Annotated in this window: 11 protein-coding genes; 4 read left to right on the top strand and 7 right to left on the bottom strand. The window is 30.3% G+C overall.

Annotation, left to right across the window (positions count from 1 at the left end; genetic code table 11):
- Positions 1-360: 360 nt before the first annotated feature.
- On the bottom strand, positions 361-3,462 hold the full coding sequence (locus ACE193_RS02575) for a PAS domain S-box protein (RefSeq protein ID WP_375561459.1): 3,102 nt from the start codon (positions 3,460-3,462) through the stop codon (positions 361-363).
- 275 nt (positions 3,463-3,737) lie between these two features.
- Here ACE193_RS02575 and ACE193_RS02570 point away from each other — a divergent pair, with 275 nt between their 5' ends.
- A complete protein-coding gene (locus ACE193_RS02570; protein WP_375561458.1) occupies positions 3,738-5,006 on the top strand; it encodes a protoporphyrinogen/coproporphyrinogen oxidase in 1,269 nt (422 codons plus the stop codon).
- A gap of 223 nt (positions 5,007-5,229) precedes the next feature.
- On the opposite strand, the gene ACE193_RS02565 is transcribed toward ACE193_RS02570, so the two are convergent.
- Positions 5,230-5,766 carry a hypothetical protein gene (locus ACE193_RS02565; protein WP_375561457.1) on the bottom strand — a complete coding sequence of 179 codons (537 nt, stop codon included), beginning with the start codon at positions 5,764-5,766 and terminating at the stop codon, positions 5,230-5,232.
- Positions 5,767-5,866: 100 nt separating this feature from the next.
- On the opposite strand from ACE193_RS02565, the gene ACE193_RS02560 reads away from it, so the two are divergent.
- Positions 5,867-6,682, top strand: coding sequence for a sulfurtransferase (locus tag ACE193_RS02560; RefSeq protein ID WP_375561456.1), 816 nt, complete (start codon positions 5,867-5,869; stop codon positions 6,680-6,682).
- A gap of 2 nt (positions 6,683-6,684) precedes the next feature.
- Complete coding sequence (gene pbpC, locus ACE193_RS02555) at positions 6,685-9,117, top strand: penicillin-binding protein 1C (protein ID WP_375561455.1); 2,433 nt, start codon at positions 6,685-6,687, stop codon at positions 9,115-9,117.
- Between the two features lie 4 nt (positions 9,118-9,121).
- Here the strand turns inward: pbpC and ACE193_RS02550 are convergent, their stop codons facing one another.
- Both ACE193_RS02550 and ACE193_RS02545 read right to left on the bottom strand, forming a co-directional pair.
- Positions 9,122-9,898 carry a hypothetical protein gene (locus tag ACE193_RS02550; RefSeq protein ID WP_375561454.1) on the bottom strand — a complete coding sequence of 259 codons (777 nt, stop codon included), beginning with the start codon at positions 9,896-9,898 and terminating at the stop codon, positions 9,122-9,124.
- Between the two features lie 18 nt (positions 9,899-9,916).
- Positions 9,917-11,461: an AAA family ATPase gene (locus ACE193_RS02545; RefSeq protein ID WP_375561453.1), complete on the bottom strand. Its 1,545-nt coding sequence runs from the start codon at positions 11,459-11,461 to the stop codon at positions 9,917-9,919.
- 128 nt (positions 11,462-11,589) lie between these two features.
- Here ACE193_RS02545 and ACE193_RS02540 point away from each other — a divergent pair, with 128 nt between their 5' ends.
- Positions 11,590-12,492 (top strand): hypothetical protein, encoded by a 903-nt coding sequence (locus ACE193_RS02540; RefSeq protein ID WP_375561452.1) that lies wholly within the window; start codon positions 11,590-11,592, stop codon positions 12,490-12,492.
- A 44-nt stretch (positions 12,493-12,536) separates the two neighbouring features.
- Here ACE193_RS02540 and ACE193_RS02535 read toward each other — a convergent pair whose 3' ends face one another.
- The 3 genes from ACE193_RS02535 to ACE193_RS02525 form a co-directional block, all read right to left on the bottom strand.
- Positions 12,537-12,848: a winged helix-turn-helix domain-containing protein gene (locus ACE193_RS02535; RefSeq protein WP_375561451.1), complete on the bottom strand. Its 312-nt coding sequence runs from the start codon at positions 12,846-12,848 to the stop codon at positions 12,537-12,539.
- A gap of 163 nt (positions 12,849-13,011) precedes the next feature.
- Positions 13,012-13,776 carry a tRNA1(Val) (adenine(37)-N6)-methyltransferase gene (locus ACE193_RS02530; protein WP_375561450.1) on the bottom strand — a complete coding sequence of 255 codons (765 nt, stop codon included), beginning with the start codon at positions 13,774-13,776 and terminating at the stop codon, positions 13,012-13,014.
- A 183-nt stretch (positions 13,777-13,959) separates the two neighbouring features.
- A complete protein-coding gene (locus ACE193_RS02525) occupies positions 13,960-14,688 on the bottom strand; it encodes a hypothetical protein (RefSeq protein ID WP_375561449.1) in 729 nt (242 codons plus the stop codon).
- Positions 14,689-14,763 lie beyond the last annotated feature (75 nt).

Genomic DNA, 14,763 nt, shown 5'->3' with positions numbered 1-14,763 from the left:
TATTCAAAATAAGGTGTTGTTGTAAAAGAGGCATCTCATTTTGTTGCTTTTTACTAGTGCAAGTTTTTTTAATCCTAAAAAAAGTATGGTTCTCTGACAATTTTTGCACTTTGTTCTAATTATGAGATATTTGAATGTCATTCATTTTGTCATATCTAGTGATTTTTATTTGTAGGGAAAAGACACGTCTTTTCCCTACAATTCTCAAAATATCAAATGATAGACGAAAACGAGTAGGTGCAAAAATTGTCAAAGAACCAAAAGTATAAAATAGTTGTTGTTGATGTCTTCACCAACGACAAAAATAGGTATCATACTTTTTACAATAGGGGAAATTCGAAATCCAATTATGAAATAGTATTACATATCATTTTTAGAAATAATACTTGGGTCAATAATAAAAAAGTCAATACATTCTTGTCCATTGAAATCTACCTTTTGAGCATATTCCCAAACAGTTTTTACTTTCTTGTTTTTGGTAACTACTCTAAAAGAAGCTGAATAACTATTTCCTTTTGCTAGTTTTTCTTTTGTGATTTGGGTTAGCTTTGGTATGTCATCTTTATGAATAAAACCACCAAAACCATTCTTTTTAATAAAATTGGCATCATAACCAATAAGGTCTTCGCCATATTCATTTACATAGACAATTTCCAATTTTCCACCTAATGTAGCACGCCCAACAAGTGCAGGAATTTCATCAAGAATACTAAGTAGAGATTCTAAAAACTTTTCTCTTTTTTCTAATTGGTCTTGATGGTCTTCTAAATCAGTTATATTTTTTTGAATTAATTTTTCTTGTTCTTTTTGGGTTGTAATATCATCACTTACAGCTATAATTTTGGTTACATTTCCGTTTTGGTCTTTGATAGGAATATAGAATGTTTTGAGAAAAATAATTGATTTGTTTTTAGCTTTTAATTTTACAATTCGTTCTGTATAATCTCCTTCTATGGTTTCTTTCCAAAGGTGTTCGAAGGTCTCATTCCCTTCTAACTCTTCAAAATCAGAATAGCTATGTCCCATAACTTCATCGTCATGATAACCTGTTGTTTCTTCAAACAGATTATTAACTGTCAGAATATTTCCATCTTTATCAAAATCAATAACAATATTAAAATCATTGATAAAATCATGAAAATCTTTGAATTCCCTTGTTTTATAATCTAGTTCTTCTTGTGCTGTTTGCAAATATTCCATACTGATACGCATTTCTTCTTCTTGCGCTGTCATTTGCTCCAACAGATTTTCAAGCTCAATTTGTTGAGTTTTGGATTCAGTTACATCATAACTTAGTTTTGTTACTTTTTGAAGTTCATTTTTTGCATTGAGAACTGGTGTATAGCTTCCTCTTACCCAAACTGTTTTTCCAGTTTTATATTTTCGTTGGAAAGTTCCTTCCACCGTTTGTCCTTCTCTTAACTGTTGCCACAAATCCAAATATTCTTCAGTAAGAGCAGTTTCTTTTTCTACCAAGTCTGAATGATGCTTTCCTATCAAATCATTTTTGTCATCATAACCCATAATTTGTAGGAAATTTTCATTTACTTGAAGTATTTTTCCTTTGCCATCCATTTCTAACATAGCTACTGAGTTATCAATCGCTCTTAACTGCTCTTGACTCTGACGACTTGCCGAAGTCGCTTTTTCCCTAGCTTCTTCAGTTTCTTTAAGTAATCTTTTTAGTCTGGCATCTTGCTTCATCTGACGAGTAATATTGTGTCCGATGGCAATATATTTATAGATTTTTTGATTTTTATCTCGTACAGGAGCAATCGTTAGGTCAATCCAAGAATGACTTTTATCTGGTCGTTTGTTTTTGAATACTAAGTGTCCTATTTCACCAAGCTGAACCTGCGCCCAAACTCGTTCCCACGATTGTAAATGCTCTTCATCATCAATTAATGTTGATAATTTAAGACCATCTAAATCATTTTCATATCTACGAATAGCATCAGAAACACGCTCATTAGCAGAAATAATACGCCCTTTATCATCAAGTTGAATGAGCAAAGCAGAAAGATTTAGAGCTTCCAACTGTGCCGTAACTTCATTTTTAATGTACTCTGTTTCACGCATTTGTTTGGCGAGTTCTTCTTGTGTACTGGTCAATTCTTCTACATTCTGACGCATTTCTTCTTCTTGAGATGCAATTTGTTCTGCATTTTCTTGAGATGCTTCTAATAATCGTTTGTTTTCTTCCTGCGAGCGAAGGGCAATCATAGTGGCTGCAATACGACTAGAAATTTCTTCTAAAAAACTACGTTCATGTTCAGAAAGAGGACGCAACAAGGCAATTTCCAAAACACCTACCAAATCTTCACGTAATTGTAAAGGCACAAGCATCAGACCCTGTGGAGGAGCTTCGCCAATAGCAGATTTTATTTTAAAAAAATGAGGAGGAGGATTTTTGAGATAAATTGGACTTTGAGACTGTGCTACTTGTCCGACCAAACCATCACCAATCAGAATTTTTTGGTCTAATTTTTCAATATCATCATAAGCATACGCTGCTGTTGCCTTTAAATAAGGTTCGTGTTTGTAAGAATCTTTATGCAAAGAATAAAAAATACCTTGATGCGCTCCCAAATAAGAAACTACTTTATTCAAAATCTGTTGAGAAAGGATGTTTAATGATTCACTAGAAACCAAAATATCACTAATTTGTGCTACTCCATCGCTTCGCCATTTGTTCAGTCTTTCATTTTCTACAAAAGTATTTAAGCTATTTCTCATATTTAGAAGAGCTTCTCCCATTACGTCATTTTCGGCAGGTTTAAACTCCGAATTAAGCTCTCCTTCTGCAATCTGATTGGCAAATTCTAAATTACCTGAAAAATTGAGTTGTTCGTTAAGGTAAATTTTATTTCGTGCATCTTGGTCTGTCTGTTTTTTGAGATAACCTGCAAAAAATATTGCAATAAAGAGTTGTGCTGCACCTAAAAGAGAACCAAAAAATGCAACTTGAAAATCTAAATTTTCGATATTCAGAAAGTAATTTTTAATTTCTTCTTGCCCAAAAATGCTATACAACATAAAACAAATAATATTATAAACTCCAGTTAGAGAAGCATAAAAAACTAGAATACGCCAGTTTTGATAAAAAACTAAAACGGTAAGAGTAATAAAAAATACAAAATGAATATAAAAAGCTCCTTGTAATTGTATCAAATACAAAACTCCCATAATTGCCAAAACAGCCGTCAAGACGTAGCGAGAATCTTGAGGCATTACAAAACGCTTAATTAAATGATAACTCAAAAAAGCACCTACATTAGGCAAAACCCAGTAAATTTCTACAAACTCTTGAGAAAAAGAAATAGCTAAAATACCACTAAAACCCATATAAATCAGTAAAAAGCGTTCCATTATTGTATCAATATAATGAAAGGTTTCTTCTTCATAGGCTTCTAAAAGCGCATCATCTGGGATAAAATTTTCTACACTAATATATTGTTTCATTCTATTTGATTGATTCTTTTTTACTTATGCTGCTGATTTATGTCTAGTTTAAGAAGTTAATTTACAACTTCATTGTTTTAGTTCAAAATGAAAAATGTTTTTACTTGAAGATTTTCGATAAAAGAAGAGTAAATTAAAAACAATCAACAATTTTTAGATAATTTTGAACAAGAAACCGTATTTTTGATTAGATTTAAAAAGCATTATAGACTTATCATTCTGTATAAATAAAAAATACAAACAGACAAGAATGTCTGTTTTACAAAAACAAAAATATGACCGACGTACTTATCATTGGAGGAGGAATTGCAGGACTTACGGCTGCAAGAAAACTACATAAAAGAGGACTTTCTATCAAAATCATTGAAGCCAGTGACAGAATTGGAGGGAGAGTCAAAACGGACATTATAAATGGTTTTCGTTTGGATAGAGGTTTTCAAGTTCTTCTGACAGCTTATCCAGAGGCTCAAAAAGCATTGAATTATTCAAAACTACAGCTCCGAACAATCGATGCAGGTGCGCTTTTGCATACCGATAAAGGCATTTTTGAGTTTGCAGACCCTTTTCGTAATCCATCCAAAACGCTTTCTACGCTTGCAAATCCGATAGGAACATGGGCAGACAAACTGCGTATGCTTTTGGTGAAAACAGAAATCAATGGAAAGAATGTACATGAGATTTTTACACAGCCAGAAACTACTACTTACCAAGCTCTTAGAGAAAATTACAACTTCAAAAGTTCTTTGATAGAACAGTTTTTGAATCCATTTTTGGCAGGAATATTTTTAGAAAAAGATTTAGAAACTTCTAATCGAATGTTTGATTTTGTCTTTCAAATGTTTTCGAATGGAAATGGAGCAGTTCCAGCTTTGGGAATGGAAGAAATTCCTCGTCAGCTTGCTAGTGTTTTGCTAGATGATGCCATTATTACAAATGAAAGAGTAGTTTCGATTAATAAAAATAAAGCTACTACAGAAAGTGGAAGTGAGTTTGAAGCAAAAACGATTCTGATTGCAACAAATAATAACGGTTTTGATAATGAACTGGCACAATCGTACAAAGCAAACACTACACAAAATGAAAATACAAGAGGAACAACAAATTTGTATTTCTCAATGGATAAATCTATCGTAAAACGTCCTATTTTGTGTCTGAATTCTTTAGAAAAACGATTGGTAAATAATTTTGTAGTCATGAGTGATATTTCTTCGGATTATGCACCGATTGATAAATCATTGCTTTCTGTTTCCATTGTTACAGATGATGAAAATAAAAACTTTACAGAAGAAGAATTAGTAGAAAAAGCGAGAAGAGAATTAAGTCTTTGGTATGGAACGCACGCTTACGAATGGGATTTTTTGAAGTCGTATCCTATTCCTTATGCTCTACCCAATCAAAGATCTGTAAAACACACGCCTTCTATGGAAGATTTGAAAATACATGATGGTTTGTACCGTTGTGGCGATTATCTTCTGAATGGTTCTTTGAATGCTGCGATGCGTTCTGGGCGTTTGGTGGCGCAGCTTATTGGAGATGAAATTTAGGTTTTTATTAATGAAAACAAGTAATTTCCTATGTTTGTATCTTATTGTTTGAATCAAGAAGTTATTTTTAGTTCAGTAAATTAACATTTAAAAAATAATCACTTCGAACAAGCAAAAGCTAGAACTTAACAAAGAAATGAATTCTATTTTTAATTTGAAGCTATAAAAATTGCTGTGGCTGTTTAAAAAAGATAAAATCTAGTTCAAATATTTGATACTTGAACTAGATTTTATCAAAATTCCATTCCAAATTTAACTCATTTCCACACATTTGACATTCAAAAACTTGTTCTTTAATGAGGTTGATAGTTTGGCAGTTTGTACAAAGTCTAAAATCAAAGTCTAGTGTAAAATAATTTGGATATTCTATTCCTAATTTGCTTAAAACTTCATTTACATATTTCCAAGACTTAGGTTCTGGACAATAACCTGTTGATTGATTACTGATTTCATTGATTGAAATTTTATCTTTTTCTTCAAAAAAAAATGTTATTTCCCCTGCTGAAACAACCTTTTTTCCACCTGCACAAAGCACATGTTCAGAGTGTCTATCATTAATTACAAGTTCATGATTTTCATTAATGATGAATGTTGCAATTACACTAGCATTGATTAATTCTTGAGAAGTTGTTTCAATCCAATTTAATATATCATCACTTTTGAAAATTTTATAGCCAATAAAATCAAGGTTGATAGAATCAAATATTTCTTGAGAACCAACATAAGAATAAAGCTGAACGCTGTCTTTTTTAGGATTCATATTTCTTTTTTGCTAATTAATTTTACCAAATCTAACTAAGAAAAATTGTAACTTTCACTATGAGTAAAACAATTTCTCAAAAAATAACAAATTATCAAAAATGAAAAATCTAGTTTCAGTAGAATGGTTGTCTCAAAATCTATCAAACAATAATATATTTATTCTTGATGCTAGTCAGAGCAATAATAAAGCAGATTTAAAGCCTAAGTTTGAAAATCTAAAAATTAAAAATGCTCGTTTTTTTGATTTAAAAAAGTTTAGTGATACAACAAGTAATTTGCCTTCTATGCTTCCATCAGCAAGATATTTTGAAGAAAATTGTAGAAAATTAGGTATTAATAAAAATAGTCAAATTATTGTTTATGATAATTTGGGTATTTATACAAGTCCTAGAGTTTGGTGGATGTTTAAGGCAATGGGACACAAAAATATTGCAGTTTTAGATGGTGGTTTGGATGTGTGGATGGAAAATGGATATGAAACAGAATCTATAATTACATCAAATGAAACAGTAGAAAATAATTTTGAGGCTAATATTCAATCTGAATATATTAGGAATATTGAATTTATTCAGAAAAATATTGGAACAAAACAAGAATATGTTATTGATGCTCGTTCAGCAGGTAGGTTTAATGGAACAGAAGAAGAGCCACGAAAAGGACTTAAAAGTGGAAGTATTCCTAATTCGTTTAATCTTCCTTTTCAAAATGTACTACAAGAAGGGAAATATAAATCTGAACAAGAGTTGAAAATAATCTTTGAAAGATTGAATTTACAAGATAAACCATTGATTTTTAGTTGTGGTTCTGGAATTACAGCTTGTATTATTTTGTTAGCAGCAGAGTTAGTTTTGCCTAATCAAAAAAAAACAGTTTATGATGGTTCTTGGACAGAATGGGCGCAAAAAATGCTATAAAAATGATAAAACAATTCCTCAAAAAATCCTTCAAACTATCTTTAAAAATAGGAATCATCGGATTACTTTCAACCGTAATTCTATTTTTTGTATGCAATTATTTTTTTCCTTTTAAGTTAGATATTTCATATTCTCAACTTATTTTGGATAGAAAAGGTGAAATAGTATATGGTTTTTTGAGCAAAGATGATAAATGGCGTTTTCAAACTCAGCTAGATGAAATCAGTCCAACTTTAAAAGAAACGATTTTATATAAAGAAGACCGTTGGTTTTATTATCACTTTGGTGTAAATCCATTTTCTGTTGGACGGGCAGCAGCTAGAAATATTTGGACAGGAAGACGAACTTCTGGAGCTTCTACAATAACTATGCAAGTTGTAAGGCTTTTAAATCCAAAGTCAAGAACGTATTTTAATAAAGTTATTGAAACGTTTAGAGCTTTTCAGTTAGAATTAAATTACTCAAAAGACGAAATTTTACAGCTTTATCTCAATCTAATTCCGTATGGTGGAAATATTGAAGGTGTAAAATCGGCTTCCCTCCTTTATTTTGGTCAAGAACCTGAGAAATTGAGTTTGGCACAAATTACAGCTCTTACCATTGTTCCAAATCGTCCGACTACGCTAGGATTTTCTACCAATTCTGATAAAGATTATTTAGTTACAGTTCAAAAAATTATCAAGGAACGCAATAAATGGCTAAAGCGTTTTAAGAAAGATAATTTATTCAAAACGGAAAATATAAATGATGCTTTAGACGAGCCTTTAGATATTAATTTTAGAAAAATGAACCGAGAAGCTCCTCATTTTTCTTTCTTTTTACATTCAAAATACCCAAATCAAAATGTTTTAGAAACGACTTTAGACCGAACTATTCAGCAAAAAGTAGAACAGATTACTCAAAATTATACCAAAAGATTAGGCAAGTTAGGTATTTATAATTCAGCTATTTTAGTTGTCGATAATCGGACAAAAGAAATTCGTGCTTATGTAGGTTCGCAAGATTTTTTAGATTCTTTGCACGGTGGACAGGTGGACGGAGTTCAAGCTTATCGTTCTCCAGGGAGTACATTAAAGCCACTTATTTACGGAATGGCATTTGACGAAGGGTTTCTGACACCAAAACGAAAATTACTTGATGTTCCGATTGATTACGATGGTTACACACCTGAAAACTTTGATAAAAATTTTAATGGGGAGGTAAGTGTAGAAATTGCGCTGGCGTATTCTCTGAATGTTCCTGCTGTAAACACGCTCAAAGAGTTGAGTGTTTTTAAAATGGTTTCGAAGCTTTCTGATGCTGGTTTTTCTCAGATTGAAGCCGATAGACACAAACTAGGACTTTCACTAGCTTTGGGTGGTTGTGGGGTTTCTTTGGAGGAAATGGTCGGACTTTTTTCTGCTTTTTCTACAAAAGGAGAGTTTGAAAAACCTCATTATTTAAAGAAAAAAAACACTAAAACGAACAAACAAAGTCATTCTATTGCTGAAGATAATTTTTCTTTTCAGCTTATTTCAGAAGAATCAGCTTATATGATTTCGGATATTCTGACAAAAGTAGAACGTCCAGATTTTCCTTCTGATTATCAAAATAGTAAGAATGTTCCCAAAATTTCTTGGAAAACAGGAACTTCTTATGGTCGTAGAGATGCGTGGAGTATTGGTTACAATGCTCATTATACGATTGGGGTTTGGGTGGGAAATTTTGATGGGCAGAGTTCTGAATATCTGACAGGAGCGCAAGTCGCAACGCCACTTTTATTTCAACTTTTTGGAAGTGTGGATTATGCAGCGACAGATGAAGCAATAAAGCAACCCCAAACTTTAAAACAGCGATTGGTGTGTAGTGAAACAGGGAAAGTTCCTGCTGATTTTTGTGAGAGTGTTTTGAAGGATTTTTATATTCCGACGATTTCACAAAGTGATGAATGTCAGCACTTAAAAAAGGTTTTTGTTAGTAATACTTCTGAAAATAAAATAAGTTATTGTTCTTTTTGCCTTCCAAAAGATAATGCTGAAAATGGAAAAAGCTATAAAACAGAATATTTCCCAAACATAAAACCAGAACTTACTTCTTATTATCTAAATAGAAATTTACCAATTCGTAGCGTTCCACCTCATAATCCAAATTGTACGCATATTTTTAAAGATAAAAATTCTCCTCAAATCACATCTCTTTTTGAAAATAGAGAATATATTTTAGATGATGATTCGACACAGCTTTTATTAGAATGTCGTACAGCTTCTGATATTAGTAGCGTTTTTTGGTATATTAATAATCGTTTTTTGAAAGAAAGTAAGCCCAATGAAAGAGTGTTTTTTAGTCCTTTTGAGTTTACAGATAATCAAGATAAAAATGGTAAAACTAAAATCTCTTGTACTGATAATAAAGGACGAAATACAGATATTTGGATTCGTTTGAAGAGAAGTTTTTGATGATTTACCAAACCTCCCACAGAATTTTCTTATCTAATTCTATTGCTTTATCCAAAAAATCATAACATCGCTGAAACTCTTCTCTAAATTGTTCTGCTTTTGAAACTGTCTTTGTAAAATACTTCTTACTATTTATAAAGATTATTGGTTTTACATCTACAAAGAAGTTTACTTTTCCGTAATCTTCGCCATAAGTTTTTATATTTATTTTATTACGAATCTCTTCATAATCTACTTCGCCTGATGGACTGTCAGTTGCTATATTTTCAAAATCTATGTAATGAAATAAATCTCCATTAATAGTGGCATCTATATTATTTATAGAAATATATCTTACCTCTGAATTTTCATTAAGACTTTCATTTTCAAAAACAAAATGAACTTGGGGTAATATTTCTGCATTTTCCTTCATATAATTCTCAATTTTTAAGAGAATATTTTTGAAGGTTTGTGGGTTTATTTCTTTTTTTGGCGTGTCCTGTTGAATAAAAGAGAAAGAATCAGATATTTTGTTGATGTCTTCTAAAGTATCTCTTTTATTAAAAGCAATATCTAATATTTTAGATGAAATTTGCTTTTGCTCTTCCTTGCTTACTTCTCTTTTCTTATCAAGAATTATTTCACTTTCATGAGATGGACAAATTAAATCTAATTCCTTATCATCTAAAAAAACTTCAAATTCAAAATGAGAAGGATATATTATTTCGTCTTTAAAACTTCTTGATAAGAATGGACTTTCAATACTTTCATCTTTTACGTATAATTCTAATGTTTGCCCCATATTTTTTAATTCTGTTATTTAAATTTCCTCCACCAAATACTCAACTTCTGTTTTATTTTTAAAATTGACACCTAGTAAAAAAATAGTTTTGTCATTTTCTTTTTCAGTCAAATATTTATCAGCGTATTTCTTTTCTTTAATTTGTTCTATTGCCATTTGTGGCGTTTCATTTACTTTAAATTCAAAAATAAAGATGGCTTCCTTTGATTTCACGACAGCATCAATTCTTCCTCTTGACGTATTTACTTCTGCATCTATATAAAAACCCAAAAGCTCAAACGTTAGAAAAATCACGGTATGATAATAACTTTCTTTGTACTGCTCAAAAATTTGATAGGGAATTTTGGCAAAAAGTGTCGCAAAATGAATAAATAATTTTTCAAAATCTTGATGTAGAAAAGCATTTTCCAACTGAACAACTAACGGAATAGCAAAACCCTCTGGTTGAAAACTATACGAATTAAGAAGCATATTGAGCATTGAATTTTTGACTTCTCTGTTTGGATAACCCAAACGATAGACATTCATTCTATATTCTTCTACTAAAGTCAAATACCCTGTTTGAAACAAAACAGTAATCGGTTGAATATTGATAATATCAAAATTCCCTAAACTCTGTAAGTCCATTATTTGATTATCCATATCATAATAATTTCCTTTTTGCATTAGTTTTACCAAAAAAGTAGGTGTTCCTGTTGCAAACCAATAATTATCAAAATTAGATTTTTGTAAGGCATTCATAATCGAAAATGGATTATATACTTTATCTTCTCCTGTCCAAGAATACCCATTATACCATTCTTTTAATTCTTTTAAAGTTTCTTTTTTATCTAATTTGTGTTTTGTTGCTAATTTATTTATATGTTCCTCAAAATAAAACTCTACTTCTTTTTGTGTATAGCCTACCAAAGTAGAAAAATTATCATCTACCGTTATGTCATTCAGATGATTCAAATCAGAAAAAATAGATACTTTTGTAAATTTAGAAACGCCTGTCAGAAAGAAAAATCTCAATTCATTATCCAAACTTTTGATAGGAGAATAAAAACTCTTCATTATCTCATTATTTTCTTTAGCAATATGAATTTTGTCATCATCTAAAAAATCGATAATTGGTTTGTCGTATTCATCAATTAATAAAACAACTTTTTGATTGTATTTTTTATAGAGCTTATGGATTAATTCTTCTAAAGCAAAACCTATAGATTCTGCTTCAATTTCAATTTGATATTCAGTCGCATTTTGTATTATTTTTTGTTGTAAATAATCATACAAACCTATTTTTTTATAATCTCCTACTGCAAAATCTAAATGAATCACAGGAAAAGTAGTCCATTCAATTTTATCTTCTATAAAAAGCCCTTTAAAAAGTTCTTTTTTACCTAAAAAAATTTCTTTCAATGTGTTGATTAATAGAGATTTACCAAAACGACGAGGACGAGATAAAAAATAATATCCTGCACTGTCTAATAAACTGTAAATATGTTCTGTTTTATCTACATACAAATAATTTTCTGTACGTATTTTTTCAAAACTCTGTATTCCGATTGGTAATTTTTGCATGATATTTTATGCTGTCTTATTTATAGAAATAGTAACTAAACAAAAATACAAAAAATAGAGAATAAATTTTGTAGTTTTGAACTAAAGTGCTACTTTTTCCCTTTCAATTAATTTTTTATTTTCGCTTTATGTATAATGTAAAAGAAACAGAAACAGCCTTAGAAGTACGAAGCAAAACAGCTATGGGATTTGTATGGACAGGACTGTTTTTGACAGTTTTAGTAGTCAGTTTTTATATGGGGTTTGAGTATATTTCAATCAAATGTGAGCGTTCGATAGAACAAATTACAAATACTTCTACTAAGAATAAAAAAAATAAAAGTATAAAAAAAATAAATGATGTAAATAAAGTGTTTTGTTACATTACTTATTTTAGTTTTCAAGAAGGAGTCAGCTTAGATTCTATTCTTCTATCCGAAACGCTTCGAATGGATAAAGGATACTCTTCGGCTACTAATGAAGCAAGTTTTATTTCTCATTATAATCCGACTTTTATTACCCTAGAAGAAGAACGGTTTCCACTGCGTAGAATTTCTGATATTACATTTACGAAAGAAGAAGAAATTAGTAAAAAATTTAATGATTTTGTTCTTAATAAGAATAAATTTTCATCTTTTATTATTTGGGAGTGGTATATGGGATATTGGGGAATTGCAGCAGGAATGTCTTTTTTAGCTCTTTTGTTTTTAAGTATTAGTGGACGGTATCAAGTAGCTTGTTTTGATAAAGAAAAGCACACTTTTTCTATTAAAAATTATGGGCTTTTGGGAGTTGTAGAGCAAAATGGAAACTGGAAAGACATCAAAAAAATAATCTATCAAGATAAAAAAACCCTTCATAAAAAGGGGATTTTCTTTGTTGTTAAGACAAAATTAACCAGTTCTAGCAAAAAATATAAAACCAAAAAAATCTATTTTACACATCATACTGACCCAAAATCAAAAGAAGTAGCACAAGTAATAGCCGATTTGATTCGCCCAATAGCGAAGCCATATTCTGAGAAAAATAAAACTGTTGAGCAAGAAGTTTAGTAAAGGAAAAGGCACACCTTTTCCTTACTTTTATAAAAAAAAGTTTAGCTTCTAGCTTTTTTGATAAGCTCTTCCAACTGTTGCAAGTGATGTTCGAAGGCTCGTCTTCCTGTTGGGGTAATTTTATACGATGTATTCGGACGTTTTCCAATGAATTTTTTGCGAACTTCCATATAACCACAGTTTTCTAAAGCTGCTACATGACTTGCCAAATTACCATCAGTAAGGTCTAAAAGGTGTTTCATGGTCTTGAATTCTATCCAATCTTCTATCATCATGGCTGCCATAAGCCCCAAACGAATACGATTATTAAATTCTTTGTCCATATCAGTAATAATACTGCGTAAATCTGCCATAAGTTTGAAAAGTTAGGTGTAAAAAGTTACCGAAAATAATTAATTTTATAAAGTCTATTTGAATTGAATATTGTTTGATAAACAAAGTAAAAGATTAGAAACTGAATTTGCAAGTAATTTGAGCAAAAAACTAAAATAAATTACAAAAATTTTTGATGGAATATTAGAAAATAATATAAAAATCTCTCAAAAGCTCCACAAAATCATCTGTATAACCTCTATTGAGTTCAATATCATTTTCATTTTTTGATTTATAAATTATAAAATTATCTTCAGTTATTTTTTGTTCTGCTTCATTCTCTATTTTTTTTTCAGAATTATTATTTCTCTCAAATCGTGTAACTACTCTAAAAATTCCTTGTTCTTTTCTTGTATAAATACTTAATTTTTTTTGAGGAAATAAATTATAATTTTTTGCTTTTTTGATAAAAATATCCATTTCGAATGCAGGAAGTAGAATATCGCACTTTCCATTTTCTGAAAGCAATTTATCAACAGAATTTAATAAATCATCAAAAGAAAGAGCTTCACTATGCAAAGCTAAGTTTTTGGACTTGTTTTTTGTTTTGGATTGATGAAGGAAAAAAGGAGGATTACTGATAATATGATCGAAGGTAGAAGAATAAATTTCTGAAAAAACTTGAATAGAATGATGAAAAATTTCTAATCTATCTTTATAATTACTTCTTTCAAAATTTTGTTTTGCTGTCAGAAAAGCATCTTTTTCGATTTCTATGCCTGTGATTTTGGTACTTTCATGAGTGCTTCTTTGGGCTACCATTAATGATAAAAGTCCTGTTCCTGTTCCGATGTCTAAAATAGATTTACTTTCAGAAATATCAATATAACCACCAAAAATACAGGCATCTGTACAGATTTTCATGGCGCAATTTTCTTGATTAATGCTAAATTTTTTGAACTCAAACATGGAATACAGGGAAATAGGAATTGGATATTAGGGAATGGGAAATGCAAATACAGGGGAATTGGATATGTAGGAATCGGAAAATGCAATGAATTAGAACATGTTTATAAAAATTTTGTCAGTAGTTTTTCGGTAATCCGAAACAACTCTGACAATAGTTGAAGGCAAATATATCGTTAATGAGAATTAATACACACCTTTTGCTGTATTGTCCCAGCCATTTTGTTGGAAAAGTATCATTTTTCTGCCGTTTTCAGGCAAATCTACAATCAATAGATGATAATTATCTTTTAAAGACATTCTATAACCATACGCTCGTTGTCCATTTTTTATTCCAAATTGAGAAATATTAGGTAAAAATTTATCTAATTGATGAATATCAAAATTAGGCTTGTCAGAGGAAGCAAACATATATTTTTTGACTTCCTCTAGCTGCGAAGTATTTACAAACTGATTTCTATAAAAATCATATATTCGGTCGATAGGCTGCATTTTGAATGCTAAAAGTGTTGAGTCAGCTTTATTTTCTCGCAAGTAAGTAATTTTGTTTTTTGCGATGGCAATCGAACTATTTATACCATAATTTATATCACTAATTTCTTTCAAACGTGTAGGAGTTGCAAAATAAGCCACAGCAGCTTTATAGGTTCGGTAAGTGCTTGGCTTTAAGTCTTGTAAGATGGTAATACGCTCCAAAAACTCATTTTCTGTCAGATGTGTACTAGAATCTATTTTATATTTATCAAAACGCTCTTTTATTTCTTCTAATGTATAGTAAGTATATTCTTTGACATTCTTATCTTTTGTAGTAATTTGTGCTTTTGATTCTGAAAAATTAAAAGCAAAAAAAAGTAAAGTAAAGATAAAAATAGAGTTTGTTTTTTTTAGAGTTGTCATAATTTTTGTAGTTTTCATAATTGTTAAAGATAGGTTTGCCATAGTTTTGTATTGCTTACCTAAGGAATATTCAAATTTCATTCTCAATTTAGT

Source organism: Bernardetia aquimarina, assembly GCF_042180575.1.
Classification (GTDB): domain Bacteria; phylum Bacteroidota; class Bacteroidia; order Cytophagales; family Bernardetiaceae; genus Bernardetia.
Note: the sequence above shows the minus strand (reverse complement) of the source record. Positions and strands in the feature narration are given on the sequence as shown.

What these genes read in the sequence shown, in the direction of transcription:
- ACE193_RS02575 (WP_375561459.1), bottom strand. Translation starts at nt 3,462, where the DNA reads ATGAAACAATATATTAGTGTAGAAAATTTTATCCCAGATGATGCGCTT.
- ACE193_RS02570 (WP_375561458.1), top strand. Translation starts at nt 3,738, where the DNA reads ATGACCGACGTACTTATCATTGGAGGAGGAATTGCAGGACTTACGGCT.
- ACE193_RS02565 (WP_375561457.1), bottom strand. Translation starts at nt 5,766, where the DNA reads ATGAATCCTAAAAAAGACAGCGTTCAGCTTTATTCTTATGTTGGTTCT.
- ACE193_RS02560 (WP_375561456.1), top strand. Translation starts at nt 5,867, where the DNA reads ATGAAAAATCTAGTTTCAGTAGAATGGTTGTCTCAAAATCTATCAAAC.
- pbpC (WP_375561455.1), top strand. Translation starts at nt 6,685, where the DNA reads ATGATAAAACAATTCCTCAAAAAATCCTTCAAACTATCTTTAAAAATA.
- ACE193_RS02550 (WP_375561454.1), bottom strand. Translation starts at nt 9,898, where the DNA reads ATGGGGCAAACATTAGAATTATACGTAAAAGATGAAAGTATTGAAAGT.
- ACE193_RS02545 (WP_375561453.1), bottom strand. Translation starts at nt 11,461, where the DNA reads ATGCAAAAATTACCAATCGGAATACAGAGTTTTGAAAAAATACGTACA.
- ACE193_RS02540 (WP_375561452.1), top strand. Translation starts at nt 11,590, where the DNA reads ATGTATAATGTAAAAGAAACAGAAACAGCCTTAGAAGTACGAAGCAAA.
- ACE193_RS02535 (WP_375561451.1), bottom strand. Translation starts at nt 12,848, where the DNA reads ATGGCAGATTTACGCAGTATTATTACTGATATGGACAAAGAATTTAAT.
- ACE193_RS02530 (WP_375561450.1), bottom strand. Translation starts at nt 13,776, where the DNA reads ATGTTTGAGTTCAAAAAATTTAGCATTAATCAAGAAAATTGCGCCATG.
- ACE193_RS02525 (WP_375561449.1), bottom strand. Translation starts at nt 14,688, where the DNA reads ATGAAAACTACAAAAATTATGACAACTCTAAAAAAAACAAACTCTATT.